Source organism: Flexivirga sp. YIM B11880 (assembly GCF_058148645.1).
Genome location: NZ_JBMAMH010000019.1, coordinates 1 through 12,850 on the forward strand (window position 1 = coordinate 1; position 12,850 = coordinate 12,850).

The window sequence follows — 12,850 nt, forward strand, 5'->3', positions numbered from 1 at the left end:
GCACTCGCGGGCGAGCGCCTCTCCGGCGCCGCCCAGGGGGGCGCGGACGGCGTCCGCGTCGTCGTCACCGCGTGATCGGTCAACCGGGGAGATGACTGGGTATGGCGAGCCGCGGACCGTGCCGCGGCGCCCCCAGCCGGCCGGAGGTGACCAAGTGCTGCACGCGATAGCGATGACCGGCGTAGGGACGCAGCAGCACCTCCAGGCCCTCGTCGTCGACGGCAACGCCGAGCAGGGCGTGCCCGACGTCCTTCGCGACGTGGAAGTCCCCGAAGCTGACCGCGTCCGCGTCGCCGGCGGCCCGCTGCATCGTCTCGGCAGCGGTCCAGACGCCCACACCGGGCACCGATCGCAAGCGCGCCCAGGCCTTTTCGCGCGGCAGGTCGGCACACTCGGCCAACCGGGACGCGACCTGCAACACCCGCTGCACCGTGTCGGCACGGCGGGCGTCCACCCCCGCAGTCAGCCACTCCCACGAGGGGATGCGGCCCCAGCCGCGGACATCGGGCGCGACCATCAGCCGCAGCGCACTGATCGCATCGGCCGGTCCGGGCGCGGGCTCGCCGTGGCGCCGCACCAGCCGGCGGTAGGCGCCGAACGCCTGCTTCCCGGTCACGCGCTGCTCGATGATCGCCGGAAGGAGGCTGTCGAGCACGAGTCCCGAGCGGGTGACCCGCCAGTGCTGCTCGCTGCGGGCGATGGTCCGGAGGCCGTCGTGGTGGATCCGGAACGAGGCGGGATCGTCCGCAGCACCGAGCAGGTCGGGCAGCCGGTCCAGCGTCCACTCCGCACCCGGGCCCCAGGCACGCGCCACCACCCGGTCGCCGCACGGCGCCGGCTCGCACCGGAGCTGCACCGTCGCCGGGCCCGTCGGCGTGCGCGCGGCGCGCCATACGACGCCCGGCTCCGAGTGGAAGGTGGGGTCGCCCAGGCCGTGCCGGTAGGGCGCGAGAATGCCGCCGAGCGGCACCGGCCGGCCCGGCGCGAAGTCGGCGGTGAGCGGGTGCGGGGCGGTCACCGGCGCCGGAACGCCAGCAGCGCGAGGCCGAAATTGCCCGTCTCACTCGTGGCGACCGCGTTGGCCTGCCGCCCTTCTTCGAGCGCGAGGTCGCCCACCAGCGACAGGCCCTGCTCGTCGGCGCGGGCGATCAGCGACCGCAGGTCGGCGACGGCCATGCCTCCGGCCTCACGCGGACCGAGGCGGAGCGTGATCATGATCAGGCCGCCGCGACGGAGCGCCGAGGTGCCGCGGGCGAGGTCCTCGTCCACGGTGGTCGGGTCGCTGGAGTGCGGATGCAGCCGCACGACGAGATCGACCGAGCCCGCGTCGATGACCGAACCGACCACGTCCGGCCGCATCACGTCGACCGCGAGCGGCGCGAAGCCCACCTTGGTGGCCCAGCGGCTGAACACCGAGCGCGAGCCTGCCGTGTCGACCACGACCGAGCGGTGCCGCCCGTCGTCCACCACCCGCAACAGCGCCGCGAGGGCGCCGAAAGCGGCCCACGCGCTCGTGTCGTCCATCGTGCGCGCCAGCCCGAGCCGGCGCGCCGCCTTGCGGGCCAGCCGGGCTTCGTCACCGTCCAGCAACAGGCCGGTCGTGCGCACTCCGGCGAAGTCGGCCGCCTTCAGCGAGACCTTCTGCTCGGCCGGCCGGGGCAGCTTGGCGGCCGTGTCCCGGGCGGCCTGACGCGCCCGGCCCACGACGCGTTGCACTGCGGGAGATCCGGAGATGCGGGCTGCCGACGAGTGAACCTTCACTCTGTGACTCTAACCGCCGACGGTGACGACCGCCCGTAGCTGCCGCCCGCATACGCTGAACCGGTGAACTCCGACGACCTCCGCGCTGCGCTCCTCGCCGGCGACCTGTCCCGGCCGAGACTCACCTGGTATGACGAGAGTGCCGGCGAGCGCATCGACCTCTCCGGCAAGACGCTCGCCAACTGGGTTGCGAAGGCCGCGAATTGGCTCGAGACCGAAATGGCGCTCGCGCCCGGTGACCGGTTGGGCCTGCTGATCCCGCCGGACCACTGGCGGGCCATCTACTGGTCCCTGGCCGCCTGGACGCGTGGACTCACGATCACGCCCGGCACGGACGCCGACGCGGTCGTCGCGCTGACCGGCGCGACAGAGCCGGCCGATCTCGCCGAGCCGGCGGCGGCCCTGGCGGCCAGCCCGCTCCAGGCGATGTCCGACGCAATGCCGGCGCCGGTCGGTCCCGTCTCGTATGCCGTGGCAGCCGCCCCGCAGGATGTCCCGCGCGGCACCCGCGTACTGCTCGGCGAGCCGGCGCAGCAGGTGCCGCTCCTGACCGCCGAGCTGATCTGCCAGGACTGCTCGGTGCTGGTGCTACGGGGCGCCGATGCACACCTTCGCACCGCCCGGAGCGCCGCGGAGGCCGTCGACGTCGTCTTGTAATGTCCGTCACATGGACAAAGTGGTCTCCTCGGCAGCGGAAGCCGTGGCCGACATCCCCTCCGGCGCCTCACTGGCCGTGGGTGGGTTCGGTCTGTGCGGCATTCCCAGTGTGCTCATCCAAGCCCTGCACCAGTCCTCCGCAACGGACCTGGAGGTCATCTCCAACAACTGTGGCGTCGACGACTGGGGGCTCGGGATCCTGTTGAAGGACAAGCGGATCCGGCGCATCATCGCCTCCTATGTCGGCGAGAACAAGGAATTCGCCCGGCAATACCTGCAGGGCGAGTTGGAGGTCGAGCTCACCCCGCAGGGCACGCTCGCCGAGAAACTGCGCGCCGGCGGCGCCGGCATACCCGCCTTCTACACCGCCACCGGAGTCGGCACCCAGATCGCCGACGGCGGCATGCCGTGGCGGTATGCCGCCGACGGGTCCGTCCAGCTCGCCTCCCCACCCCGGGAGACCCGCGAGTTCGACTTCGGCGGCACCACCAAACCGTATGTGTTGGAGACATCGATCGTGGCCGACTACGGCCTGGTCCGCGCGGCCAAGGGCGACCGGCACGGCAATCTGGTCTTCAACAGGTCGGCCCGCAACTTCAACCCGCTGTGCGCGATGTCCGGCAAGATCACCATCGCCGAGGTCGAAGAACTCGTCGACCCCGGCCAGCTCGACCCCGACGAGATCCACCTGCCGGGCATCTACGTGCACCGCGTGGTGCCGCTCACCCCCGAGCAGGTCGTCGACAAGCGCATCGAGAAGACCACCACGAGGGAGGCCAACTGATGGGACTGACCCGAGGCCAGATGGCCGCCCGCGCCGCCCAGGAGCTCTCCGACGGCGACTACGTCAACCTCGGCATCGGCCTGCCCACCCTGGTGCCCAACTACGTGCCCGACGACGTCGAGCTGGTGCTGCAGTCCGAGAACGGCCTGCTCGGCGTCGGCGCCTACCCCACCCCCGAGGAGGTGCAGGCCGACCTGATCAACGCCGGCAAGGAGACCGTCACCCTGCGCAAGGGAGCGTCGATCTTCGACTCGGCCACCAGCTTCGGGATGATCCGCGGCGGCAAGATCGACGCCGCCATCCTGGGCGCCATGCAGGTCTCGGCCGCGGGCGACATCGCCAACTGGACCATCCCCGGCAAGATGATCAAGGGCATGGGCGGCGCGATGGACCTGGTCCACGGCGCCAAGAAGGTCATCGTGCTCATGGAACACGTCGCCAGGGACGGCTCGCCCAAGATCGTCACCGAATGCACCCTGCCGCTGACCGGCCAGAAGGTCGTCCAGCGCATCATCACCGACCTCGCCGTCATCGACGTCACTCCCACCGGGCTCACACTCGTCGAGACCGCGCCGGGCGTCACCGAGGACGAGGTGCGCTCGGCGACGGAGGCGGAGCTGGGCTGAGCCGGATCCGGCTGGTCAGGAAACCGAAGCCCCAGGTCAGGTGCATCGTCGCGAGCACCGGCGGCACGCGCATCCGGACGGCCGGGTCGGACCCGGCGGAGATCGCGAACCCGCCGAGCGTCACCGCTCCGGCATACCCCGCGGGCAGGAGCCACAGCGGACGCCAGACGAACCCGCCCACGGTTCCGATCGCGATGGCGGCGACGGCGGCGGGCGGCGCGAGATAGCGCCCGTTGATGGAGCCCTTGTGCCGGGCGGCGACGACCCGGCGCCACTGTCCGTACTGTCGGTACTGCCGCGCCAGGGCGCGGAACGATCCGCGGGGGCGATAAGTCACCTTCAGGGCGGGGGTGAACCACACGAGCCCGCCGGCGCTGCGGATCCGGAAGTTCATCTCCCAGTCCTGGGCACGGGTGAAGCGGGAGTCGTAGCCGCCGACCCGGTCCAGCCAGGACCGCCGGAAGACACCGAGGTAGACGGTCTCGGCGGGCCCGGCCTGCCCGCCGAGCTTGAACTTCGCGCCGCCGACGCCGAGTTTGGACTTCATGGCGACCGCGACGGCTCGTTCGAAATCGGTCGTGCCCTCGGCGTCCATGATGCCTCCGACGTTCGCCGCGCCGGTCGCGTCGAGGGTCTGCAAGGCGGTCGCCAGGTAGCCGTCGGAGAGGATGCCGTGCCCGTCGACCCGGGCGAGGACGTCGTATGACGCCGCGGCGATCGCCGCATTCAGCGCGTCCGGTGTGCGGCCGGTCGGATTCGTGACGATTTTCACGCGACCGTCGGCGGCGTGCAGACCTGCCGCCACCTCGTCCGTGCCGTCGGTGGAGGGCCCGAGAGCCAGCACCACCTCGACCGGGCACGGCACGTCCTGGCGCAGGATGGCGGCGACCGACTCGGCCAGGTGCCGCTCCTCGTTGAGGATCGGCATGATCACCGAAACGCCGTCGGCTCGCTGCGCTTCGGGTGTTGGCACGCGTGGCAGATTACACGGCGCGTGCAGCTGAGCACCCATCCAGCCGGGTTACCCTCGTCCGATGCCAGAGGACGACGAGCCGATCACCATCGACACCCGCAAAGGTGCCGGCGCGCAGCGACTCCCCCGCCGCCGGCCGGCCGAGGAGCCGCAGGAGATCCCGGTGCGCCCGGAGCGGAGCGCAGCGGGCCGGCTGCCCGGCAGCGACTCCACCCGCGTCATGCCGGCCGGTCCTCGCGGGCCGCAGGGCGCGGATCCTCGCGGGCCGCAGGGCGCGGGTCCTCGCGGGCCGCAGGCAGCGCGCCCGGTGGCGCCGCCGCGGCGTCGCAAGCGCACCTGGCTGCGGGTGCTGCTGGTGATCGTCGTCATCGTCGCGCTCTGGGCCGGCCTGCTGATCTGGGCCGGCCTGTCCGCCTGGGGCAAGGTGACCAAGGTCGATGCCTTCCCGAGCGGCAGCCGGCCGGCGGCGGGCCAGGGCACGAACGTCCTGCTGGTCGGCTCCGACTCCCGGGCCGGCCTCAGCGCAGCTCAGGGCCGGGCGCTCGGCACCGGCGGCAGCAAGGTCTCGGCGGGCGCCCCGCACACCGACACGATCATGGTCCTGCACATGGGCAGCGGGAAGCCGACACTCGTCAGCATCCAGCGCGACTCGTGGGTGTCGATCCCCGGGCACGGTCAGGGGAAGATCAACTCGGCATTCACGTATGGCGGCCCGAAGCTGCTCATCCAGACGGTCGAGCAGGCAACCGGCCTGCGGATCGACAACTACATGGAGATCGGTTTCGGGGGCTTCGCCGGAGTTGTCGACGCGGTGGGCGGGGTGCGCATGTGCATCCCCGAGCACGTCGTGGATCCTTTCGCGCACATCAACCTGCAGAAGGGCTGCCAGACCCTCAACGGCAAGAACGCGCTCGGCTACGTCCGTTCACGGCACGCCTTCGCCACCGGCGACCTCGCGCGGGCACAGCACCAGCGCGAGTTCCTCGGCGCGCTGATGAAGAAGATCGCCAGCCCCACCAACGTGCTGCTGCCGTGGCGACTGAAGAGCGTCGGCTCGGCGGGTGCCAAGGGCGTCGCGGTCGACAAGGGCATGTCGCCGATCCAGGCACTGAAGATCATGTGGACGCTCAAGGGCATCAGCACCGGCGGCATCTCGGTGCAGGTGCCGGTCGCGAACCCGAACTATTTCGTGGCGGGCCAGTCCACGGTGCTCTGGGACAGAGCTCGCGCGCTTCAGCTCTTCGACGACCTGCGCAACGACCGTCCGGTGACTGCGCAGCCCAGCGGGTCCTGAGCTATCTGCGCTTGAGCAACTGGCGCGCCATCACGATGCGCTGGATCTGGTTGGTGCCCTCGTAGATCTGAGTGATCTTGGCGTCGCGCATCATCCGCTCCACCGGGTGGTCCTTGACGTAGCCGGCGCCGCCGAGCAGCTGGACGGCGTCGGTGGTCACCTCCATGGCGACGTCGGAGGCGTAGCACTTGGCGGCCGCGCCGAAGAACGGCAGGTCGTCGTCGCCCCGCTCGGACTTGGCGGCGGCGACATAGACCATCTGCCGGGCGGCCTCCAGCTTCATCGCCATGTCGGCGAGCATGAACTGCAGCCCCTGGAACTCCGCGATGGCGTTGCCGAACTGCTTGCGCTCCTTGACGTAGCCCAGGGCGTAGTCGAGCGCGCCCTGGGCGATGCCGACGGCCTGCGCGCCGATCGTCACACGGGTGTGATCGAGCGTGCGCAGCGCGATCTTCAGGCCTTCGCCCCGCTCGCCGATCAGCCGGTCACCGGGGATGCGGCAGTTGTCGAAGTGCAGTTCGCGGGTCGGCGAACCCTTGATGCCGAGCTTGCGCTCCTTCTCGCCGAATTCGAACCCGGGGTCGGACTTCTCGACGACGAACGCGCTGATGTTGCGGCCGCGCTCACCGTCGGGGTCGGTCACCGCGAGCACGGTGTAGAACTGTGACTCGCCGGCGTTGGTGATCCACGACTTCTGCCCGTTGAGCACGAAGTCGTCGCCGTCCGGCGTCGCCTTGCACCGCATCGCCGCGGTGTCGGAGCCGGCCTCCCGCTCGGACAGGCCGTAGGAGAACATCGCCTCGCCGCGCGCGACCGGCGGCAGGTACTTGCGCTTCAGCTCGTCGTCGGCCGCCAGGATGACCGGCATCGAGCCCAGCTTGTTGACCGCCGGGATGAGCGAGGACGACGCGCACACCCGCGCGACCTCCTCGATCACGATGCACGTCGCGAGCGCATCGGCGCCGACGCCGTCGTACTCCTCGGCGATGTGCGGGGCGTGGAAGTCGGAGGCGACCAGTGCCTCGAGTGCGGCCTGTGGGAATTCGCTCTTCTCGTCCACCTCGGCCGCGTGGGGCGCGATCTTGTCCTCGGCCACCGCGCGCAGGGCCTCGCGCAGCGCCTCGTGGTCCTCGGTGGTGCTAAAGAGCGGGTACAGGTCGTCCATGGGATTGCTCACAGTTGAAGATCCTACTCATCGGTACGGTCTGGCTCACCGGTCGATCTCGGGCATGATCTCACGCTCGAAGCGCTCGATGGTCGCCCTGTCGTATGCCGCATCCGGGAAGTACGTGATCGCGTAGCCCAGACCTGCCTGCCGCATTGCACGCAACCCGTCGACGACCTGGTCCGCGGTGCCGACCGTCGGCTGGCCGCGCAACGACCGGTCGACGTGCGCGGTGGCGTCGGCCTGCGTCATACCGCCGTCCACCATGCGCGCGGCGATGGCCTGCAGCTTGTCGTCCAGCTCCGCCTCGTTGTCGACGACCACGATGTTGGCGTTGCCGGTCAGCGTGATCTCGTCGAAGTCCCGGCCGACGTCCTTGCAGTGCCCCTTCAGGATCTCGGTCTTCGCCGCGAACTCCTCCGGGTCGCCGAAGTAGTTGGTGTAGTCGGCATACTCGGCGGCGATCTTCAGGGTGACCTTCGGGCCACCGCCGGCCACCCAGAGCGGGATGCGGTTGCGCGGGCTGGTGGTCTGCAGCGGCTGCGGGAAACACAGCGCGCCGTCGACCTGGTAGTGCTTGCCGTCCAGCGTGGCGGAGCCGGTCGTCCACATCTGCCGGAAGATCTCGACTCCTTCCCGGAGGCGGCCCAAGCGCTCGCCCGCAGAAGGGAACCCGTAACCGTAGGCGCGCCATTCGTGCTCGTACCAGCCGCCGCCGATGCCCATTTCGATGCGCCCGCCGCTGATGTGGTCGATGGTTGCCGCCACCTTCGCCAGGTAGGTCGGCTGGCGGTAGCTCATGCAGGTGCACATCTGGCCGAGCCGCACCCGGGAGGTGATCCCGGCGAAGCCGGCCATCAGGGACCACGCCTCGTGGGTGGCCTCGTGCGAGGGCTTCGGCGTGGTGTGGAAGTGGTCGTAGACCCACACCGACTCCCAGGCGGGCGTCTCGTCGGCATACCGCACGAGATCGCTCATGACCTGCCAGTGCTGTGCCGGATCGATGCCGACCAGGTCGTAGCGCCAGCCCTGCGGGATGAACAGTCCGAACTTCATGCGGTGTGGGCCCTTTCGGCAGAAGGTTTTTGCATCCAGCGGGTAGCGTATGCCGCATGTCCCAGCGCACCAAGATCGCCGTCGTCGGCACGGGTTACGTCGGTTTGTCGATGGCCGTCCTCTTCGGACCGGTCGCCGACGTCGTCGCCTACGACATCGACGCCGACCGGGTCGCGTTGCTGCAGCAACGGCGCAGCCCGATCAACGACCCGGAGATCGAGGAGCAGCTGGCACAGAGTGACGTGTCGCTGACCTTCACGCTCGACAAGCGCGCGGCGTATGACGAGGCAGATTTCGTCGTCATCGCGACCCCGACCAACTACGACCCGCAGACCAACTACTTTGACACCTCGACGGTCGAAGGTGTCATCGCCGATGTGGCGGCGATCAATCCGGCAGCGACGATGGTGGTCAAGTCGACGGTCCCGGTCGGTTTCACCGAGGACGTGAGCAAGCGGCTGGGCACCAGCAACGTCATCTTCTCCCCCGAGTTCCTGCGCGAGGGCAAGGCCCTCTACGACAACCTGCACCCGTCCCGGATCGTCGTCGGTGAGGTCAGTGACCGCGCGCAGCGTTTCGCCGACCTGCTCGTCCAGGCCGCGGAGGACACCGACATCCCGGTGTTGCTCACCGAACCGACCGAGGCCGAGGCGATCAAGCTGTTCGCCAACACCTACCTGGCCATGCGGGTCGCCTACTTCAACGAGCTCGACACCTTCGCGTCACTGCACGGTCTCAACACGCGGCAGATCATCGAGGGCGTCGGCCTCGACCCACGCATCGGCAAGCACTACAACAATCCGTCGTTCGGCTACGGCGGCTACTGCCTGCCCAAGGACACCAAGCAACTGCTCGCCAACTACGAGAACGTCCCGCAGACCCTGATCAGTGCGATCGTCTCGGCCAACACCACCCGCAAGGACTTCGTCGCGATGGACATCGTCGCGCGTGCACCGAAGGTCGTCGGGATCCACCGGCTGATCATGAAGTCGGGTTCGGACAACTTCCGCGCCAGCAGCGTCCAGGGCATCATGAAGCGCATCAAGGCGAAGGGCATCCAGGTGCTCGTCTACGAGCCCGAGCTGGATGCCGAGGAGTTCTTCGGCTCCCGGGTCACGCACGACCTCGAGGAGTTGAAGCGCGAGTCCGATCTGATCGTCGCCAACCGGCGCACCCCGGAGCTGGCCGACGTGGCCGAAAAGGTCTACACCAGAGACCTTTTCGGCAGCGACCAGTAACCTTCGGTCGCAACTCGACACAATTACCCGCCGGAAACTTCCGCGCGCAGCTTCGCGCCCTTGGCGTGCGCCTGGTCGCGTAGCGCGGCCTGGAAGTCACGCATCGCTTCCCGGAGGCGCTCGCCCTCCTCGTCCGACGCGGACGCCAGGATCCGGGCGGCGAGCAGGCCGGCGTTGCGCGCGCCGCCGACCGACACCGTCGCCACCGGCACGCCGGCCGGCATCTGCACGATCGACAACAGCGAGTCCATGCCGTCCAGGTATTTCAGCGGAACCGGCACGCCGATCACGGGCAGGGTGGTCACCGACGCGAGCATGCCCGGGAGGTGGGCCGCTCCCCCGGCCCCGGCGATGATCACGCGCAGGCCCCGCTCGGCCGCACCCTCGCCGTACGCGATCATCTCGGTCGGCATCCGGTGTGCGGAGACCACGTCGGCCTCGTAGTCGATGCCGAACTCGTCGAGTGCCTCGGCGGCCGACCGCATGACCGGCCAGTCGGAGTCGCTGCCCATCACGATGCCGACCGCCGGTGCTGCTGCGGAAGATTCGTTCATTCGGTGATAACCCCTTCCAGGTAGTCCGCCGCGTGCCTCGCGCGCTCGCGCAGGCTGTCGAGGTCGTCGCCATACACGTTGACGTGGCCGATCTTGCGGCCCGGTCGAACGCCCTTGCCGTAGAGGTGGATCTTCAGACCCGGGTCGCGGGCCAGCAGGTGCCGGTAGGTCGGGTAGAGGTCGTCGTAGTGACCGCCCAGCACGTTGCCCATCACGGTCCACGGTGCGCGCGGCGACACGTCGCCGAGCGGCAGGTCGAGCACCGCCCGCAGGTGCTGCTCGAACTGCGACGTCACCGAGCCGTCGATCGTCCAGTGACCGCTGTTGTGCGGGCGCATCGCCAGCTCGTTGACCACGTATGACGGCGCCGCGCCGTGCGCGCCGGCGATCTCGAAGATCTCCACCGCGAACACGCCGGTGATGTCGAGCTCACCGGCCAGGTGCAGTGCCGCCCGGGACGCCTCCGCGGCGAGCGACGGGTCCAACTGCGGTGCCGGCGCCAACACCTCGGTGCAGATGCCCTCGGTCTGCACTGTCTGCACGATCGGCCACACGGCGGCCTGCCCGGAAGGGCTGCGCGCGGTGAGGACCGCCAGCTCGCGGGTGAACGGCACCTGTTCCTCGGCCAGGAGCACCTCCCCGCGAGCGAACCAGTCGGCCGCTTCCGGTGCCGAATCCACGAGCCGGACGCCCTTGCCGTCATACCCACCACGTGGGGTCTTGAGGACGACCGGCCAGCCGTGCACATCCCCGAAGGCGGCCAGTTCGGCCTCGTCATGGACGGCCGCCCAGGCCGGGCACGGGATGCCGAGACCGGTCAGCCGCTCGCGCATCGCCAGCTTGTCCTGGGCGAAGAGCAACGCCTCGGGCTTCGGGTGCACCGGCACTCCGGTGTCCACCAGGGCCTGCAGCACGTGGGCCGGCACGTGCTCGTGGTCGAAGGTCACGACGTCGCAATCCTTGGCGAACGCCAGCACCTCTTCGATCTCGAGATGGGAGCCGACCGGTGCCGACGGAACCACGAGTGCTGCGGCGGCGTCAGGGGATTCGGAGAGGATGCTGAGCGTGAGCGACAGATTGACAGCGGGCGGCTGGCACATGCGGGCGAGCTGCCCACCACCGATGATGCCGACCACCGGGAATCCGCCGGGGGCGCGCCTGGGGGAAATCACGCAGCCACCCTACAGAGGGCTCGCAGGCCCTACCCGACCTCGGCCCGTAGGCTGCATCGGGTGATAGAGGCAAAGATCGTCGACCTGGTGCGCTCGCTGTGGCGGGAGCTGGCCAAGTTCGGCGTCGTCGGGGTCGTCAACATCTGCATCGACATGGGCCTCTACAACGTGCTCATCGCCGGTCCGATGTCCGGCAAGATCACCGCGGCGAAGATCGTGAGTGGCGCCGTCGCGACGATATTCGCCTGGGTCGGCAACCGCTACTGGACGTTCCGGCACCGCCACAACCGGCCCGTGCACCACGAGGTGCTCCTCTTCGTGGTCGTCAACGGCATCGCGCTGGGCATCTCGGCGTTGTGGGTGGCATTCGCGCATTACACGCTGAACCTCGAGGGCAGGTTCTGGCTGAACGTCAACGCGATCATCAGCATCGGCTGGGGCACGATCTTCCGCTTCTGGGCCTACAAGCGATTCGTCTTCCGCAACGAACCGGTCGCCGACGAGCCGGCCGCCGAGGCGCTCACCGACCCGTTCGAACGCGACCGGCGGCACACGCAGCAGTCCGCCTGAGCCCGTCGGTTCAGTCCGTCGGCGCGTGCAGCGCAGACGGGGCGGGCTCGCCCTCGGACAAGAACAACGCGAAGACCGCAGGCTGGGCGCTGCGGAGTTCGAGCCGGCCACCGTTGGCGCCGGCGAGGTCTCTCGCGAGCGCGAGGCCGAGTCCGGTGCCGCCGGTGCTGACTCGCCGCTTGAAGATGTGCGGAGCGAGCGAGAGGTCGACGCCGGTGCCCTGGTCGCTGACCTCCACCACCACGGAGGGACCGTTGCGGCGGGCCTTCACCTCGACCGTGCCGCTGCCGTGCTGGAGGGTGTTCTCCAGCAAGGTGGCCAGGATCTGCGACAGGCCGCTGCGGCTCGCCACGACCTGAAGACCCCGCTCGCCGCTGACCTTCACACTGCGGCGGGCACCGGCGAAGGCCGGCTGCCACTCGCGCTGCAACTCGGCGATGACGGAGTCCAGGGAGATCGTCGGCAACGGCCCGGAGGGAGTCTCGCGCGCCCGCTGCAGCAACTTGTCGACCACTGTGGTGAGCCGCTCGACCTGGGTGATGCCCACCGTGGCTTCTTCGTGGATCTGCTCGATGTCGTCGCTGATCGAGATCTCGTCCAGCCGCATCAGCAGGGCGGTGAGCGGGGTGCGCAGCTGATGACTCGCGTCCGAGGCGAAGTCACGTTCGGCGGCGAGGTTGGCCGTCAGCTCGGCCGCGCGTCCCTCGAAAACTTGCGAGATGCGGTCGATCTCGTCGATGCCGCTCCGCAGCGGCTCGAAGATCACCGGTCCGTCCTCAACGCGCTCGGCCCGACGGGTCAGCTCCTCGACCGGCCCGGCGGTGTCTTCGGCCTCTTGCACCGTCGTCCACCAGACGAGCGCCGCACCGATGACTGCGGCCAGCAGCAGCACCGCGCGCTGCCACCACCCGGGCACGAGCACCAGCGCCGGAACGAGGACGAGCAACACCGCGGGAGCAGCGATGCGGGGCCCGGCCCGCAGCAGTCTGGCGCGCAAGAG

General features: G+C 69.6%; 14 protein-coding genes. 6 read left to right on the forward strand and 8 right to left on the reverse strand.

Annotated elements, in window-relative coordinates; genetic code table 11:
- Positions 1–79: 79 nt before the first annotated feature.
- Together ACN8HC_RS18115 and ACN8HC_RS18120 are read right to left on the reverse strand one after the other, a co-directional pair.
- Positions 80–1,018, reverse strand: a complete 939-nt coding sequence (locus ACN8HC_RS18115) for a DNA-3-methyladenine glycosylase family protein (protein WP_490076248.1) — start codon at positions 1,016–1,018, stop codon at positions 80–82.
- Positions 1,015–1,761, reverse strand: coding sequence for a hypothetical protein (locus ACN8HC_RS18120; protein WP_490076249.1), 747 nt, complete (start codon positions 1,759–1,761; stop codon positions 1,015–1,017). Before ACN8HC_RS18120 ends, ACN8HC_RS18115 begins: the two co-directional genes overlap by 4 nt.
- A 63-nt stretch (positions 1,762–1,824) precedes the next feature.
- Here ACN8HC_RS18120 and ACN8HC_RS18125 point away from each other — a divergent pair, with 63 nt between their 5' ends.
- The 3 genes from ACN8HC_RS18125 to ACN8HC_RS18135 are packed head-to-tail and all read left to right on the forward strand — an operon-like array spanning position 1,825 to position 3,828.
- Entirely contained in the window at positions 1,825–2,418 is a 594-nt protein-coding gene (locus tag ACN8HC_RS18125) for a TIGR03089 family protein (protein WP_490076250.1), read from the forward strand.
- A gap of 10 nt (positions 2,419–2,428) precedes the next feature.
- Complete coding sequence (locus tag ACN8HC_RS18130) at positions 2,429–3,202, forward strand: CoA transferase subunit A (RefSeq protein ID WP_490076251.1); 774 nt, start codon at positions 2,429–2,431, stop codon at positions 3,200–3,202.
- Positions 3,202–3,828, forward strand: coding sequence for a CoA transferase subunit B (locus ACN8HC_RS18135; protein WP_490076252.1), 627 nt, complete (start codon positions 3,202–3,204; stop codon positions 3,826–3,828). Before ACN8HC_RS18130 ends, ACN8HC_RS18135 begins: the two co-directional genes overlap by 1 nt.
- Here the strand turns inward: ACN8HC_RS18135 and ACN8HC_RS18140 are convergent.
- Positions 3,782–4,840 (reverse strand): glycosyltransferase family 2 protein, encoded by a 1,059-nt coding sequence (locus tag ACN8HC_RS18140; protein ID WP_490076253.1) that lies wholly within the window; start codon positions 4,838–4,840, stop codon positions 3,782–3,784. The genes ACN8HC_RS18135 and ACN8HC_RS18140 overlap by 47 nt on opposite strands.
- A gap of 22 nt (positions 4,841–4,862) precedes the next feature.
- Here ACN8HC_RS18140 and ACN8HC_RS18145 point away from each other — a divergent pair, with 22 nt between their 5' ends.
- The gene (locus tag ACN8HC_RS18145) at positions 4,863–6,095 is read left to right on the forward strand and encodes an LCP family protein (RefSeq protein ID WP_490076254.1); all 1,233 of its coding nucleotides are present in this window, start codon (positions 4,863–4,865) and stop codon (positions 6,093–6,095) included.
- A gap of 1 nt (position 6,096) precedes the next feature.
- On the opposite strand, the gene ACN8HC_RS18150 is transcribed toward ACN8HC_RS18145, so the two are convergent.
- Both ACN8HC_RS18150 and ACN8HC_RS18155 read right to left on the reverse strand, forming a co-directional pair.
- Positions 6,097–7,260 carry an acyl-CoA dehydrogenase family protein gene (locus tag ACN8HC_RS18150; protein ID WP_490076304.1) on the reverse strand — a complete coding sequence of 388 codons (1,164 nt, stop codon included), beginning with the start codon at positions 7,258–7,260 and terminating at the stop codon, positions 6,097–6,099.
- A gap of 45 nt (positions 7,261–7,305) precedes the next feature.
- Positions 7,306–8,316, reverse strand: coding sequence for an LLM class F420-dependent oxidoreductase (locus tag ACN8HC_RS18155; protein ID WP_490076255.1), 1,011 nt, complete (start codon positions 8,314–8,316; stop codon positions 7,306–7,308).
- A gap of 56 nt (positions 8,317–8,372) precedes the next feature.
- Between ACN8HC_RS18155 and ACN8HC_RS18160 the strand changes: the two genes are divergently transcribed.
- On the forward strand, positions 8,373–9,554 hold the full coding sequence (locus ACN8HC_RS18160) for a nucleotide sugar dehydrogenase (protein WP_490076256.1): 1,182 nt from the start codon (positions 8,373–8,375) through the stop codon (positions 9,552–9,554).
- Positions 9,555–9,577: 23 nt separating this feature from the next.
- Here the strand turns inward: ACN8HC_RS18160 and purE are convergent, their stop codons facing one another.
- Together purE and ACN8HC_RS18170 are read right to left on the reverse strand one after the other, a co-directional pair.
- Positions 9,578–10,108, reverse strand: coding sequence for a 5-(carboxyamino)imidazole ribonucleotide mutase (gene purE / locus ACN8HC_RS18165; RefSeq protein ID WP_490076257.1), 531 nt, complete (start codon positions 10,106–10,108; stop codon positions 9,578–9,580).
- Positions 10,105–11,280 (reverse strand): 5-(carboxyamino)imidazole ribonucleotide synthase, encoded by a 1,176-nt coding sequence (locus ACN8HC_RS18170; RefSeq protein ID WP_490076258.1) that lies wholly within the window; start codon positions 11,278–11,280, stop codon positions 10,105–10,107. Before ACN8HC_RS18170 ends, purE begins: the two co-directional genes overlap by 4 nt.
- A gap of 60 nt (positions 11,281–11,340) precedes the next feature.
- On the opposite strand from ACN8HC_RS18170, the gene ACN8HC_RS18175 reads away from it, so the two are divergent.
- Entirely contained in the window at positions 11,341–11,850 is a 510-nt protein-coding gene (locus ACN8HC_RS18175; RefSeq protein ID WP_490076259.1) for a GtrA family protein, read from the forward strand.
- 10 nt (positions 11,851–11,860) lie between these two features.
- Here the strand turns inward: ACN8HC_RS18175 and ACN8HC_RS18180 are convergent, their stop codons facing one another.
- Complete coding sequence (locus ACN8HC_RS18180) at positions 11,861–12,847, reverse strand: sensor histidine kinase (RefSeq protein ID WP_490076260.1); 987 nt, start codon at positions 12,845–12,847, stop codon at positions 11,861–11,863.
- Between the last annotated feature and the right edge of the window lie 3 nt (positions 12,848–12,850).

What these genes read in the sequence shown, in the direction of transcription:
- ACN8HC_RS18130 (WP_490076251.1), top strand. Translation starts at nt 2,429, where the DNA reads ATGGACAAAGTGGTCTCCTCGGCAGCGGAAGCCGTGGCCGACATCCCC.
- ACN8HC_RS18135 (WP_490076252.1), top strand. Translation starts at nt 3,202, where the DNA reads ATGGGACTGACCCGAGGCCAGATGGCCGCCCGCGCCGCCCAGGAGCTC.
- ACN8HC_RS18140 (WP_490076253.1), bottom strand. Translation starts at nt 4,840, where the DNA reads ATGGGTGCTCAGCTGCACGCGCCGTGTAATCTGCCACGCGTGCCAACA.
- ACN8HC_RS18145 (WP_490076254.1), top strand. Translation starts at nt 4,863, where the DNA reads ATGCCAGAGGACGACGAGCCGATCACCATCGACACCCGCAAAGGTGCC.
- ACN8HC_RS18150 (WP_490076304.1), bottom strand. Translation starts at nt 7,260, where the DNA reads ATGGACGACCTGTACCCGCTCTTTAGCACCACCGAGGACCACGAGGCG.
- ACN8HC_RS18155 (WP_490076255.1), bottom strand. Translation starts at nt 8,316, where the DNA reads ATGAAGTTCGGACTGTTCATCCCGCAGGGCTGGCGCTACGACCTGGTC.
- ACN8HC_RS18160 (WP_490076256.1), top strand. Translation starts at nt 8,373, where the DNA reads ATGTCCCAGCGCACCAAGATCGCCGTCGTCGGCACGGGTTACGTCGGT.
- purE (WP_490076257.1), bottom strand. Translation starts at nt 10,108, where the DNA reads ATGAACGAATCTTCCGCAGCAGCACCGGCGGTCGGCATCGTGATGGGC.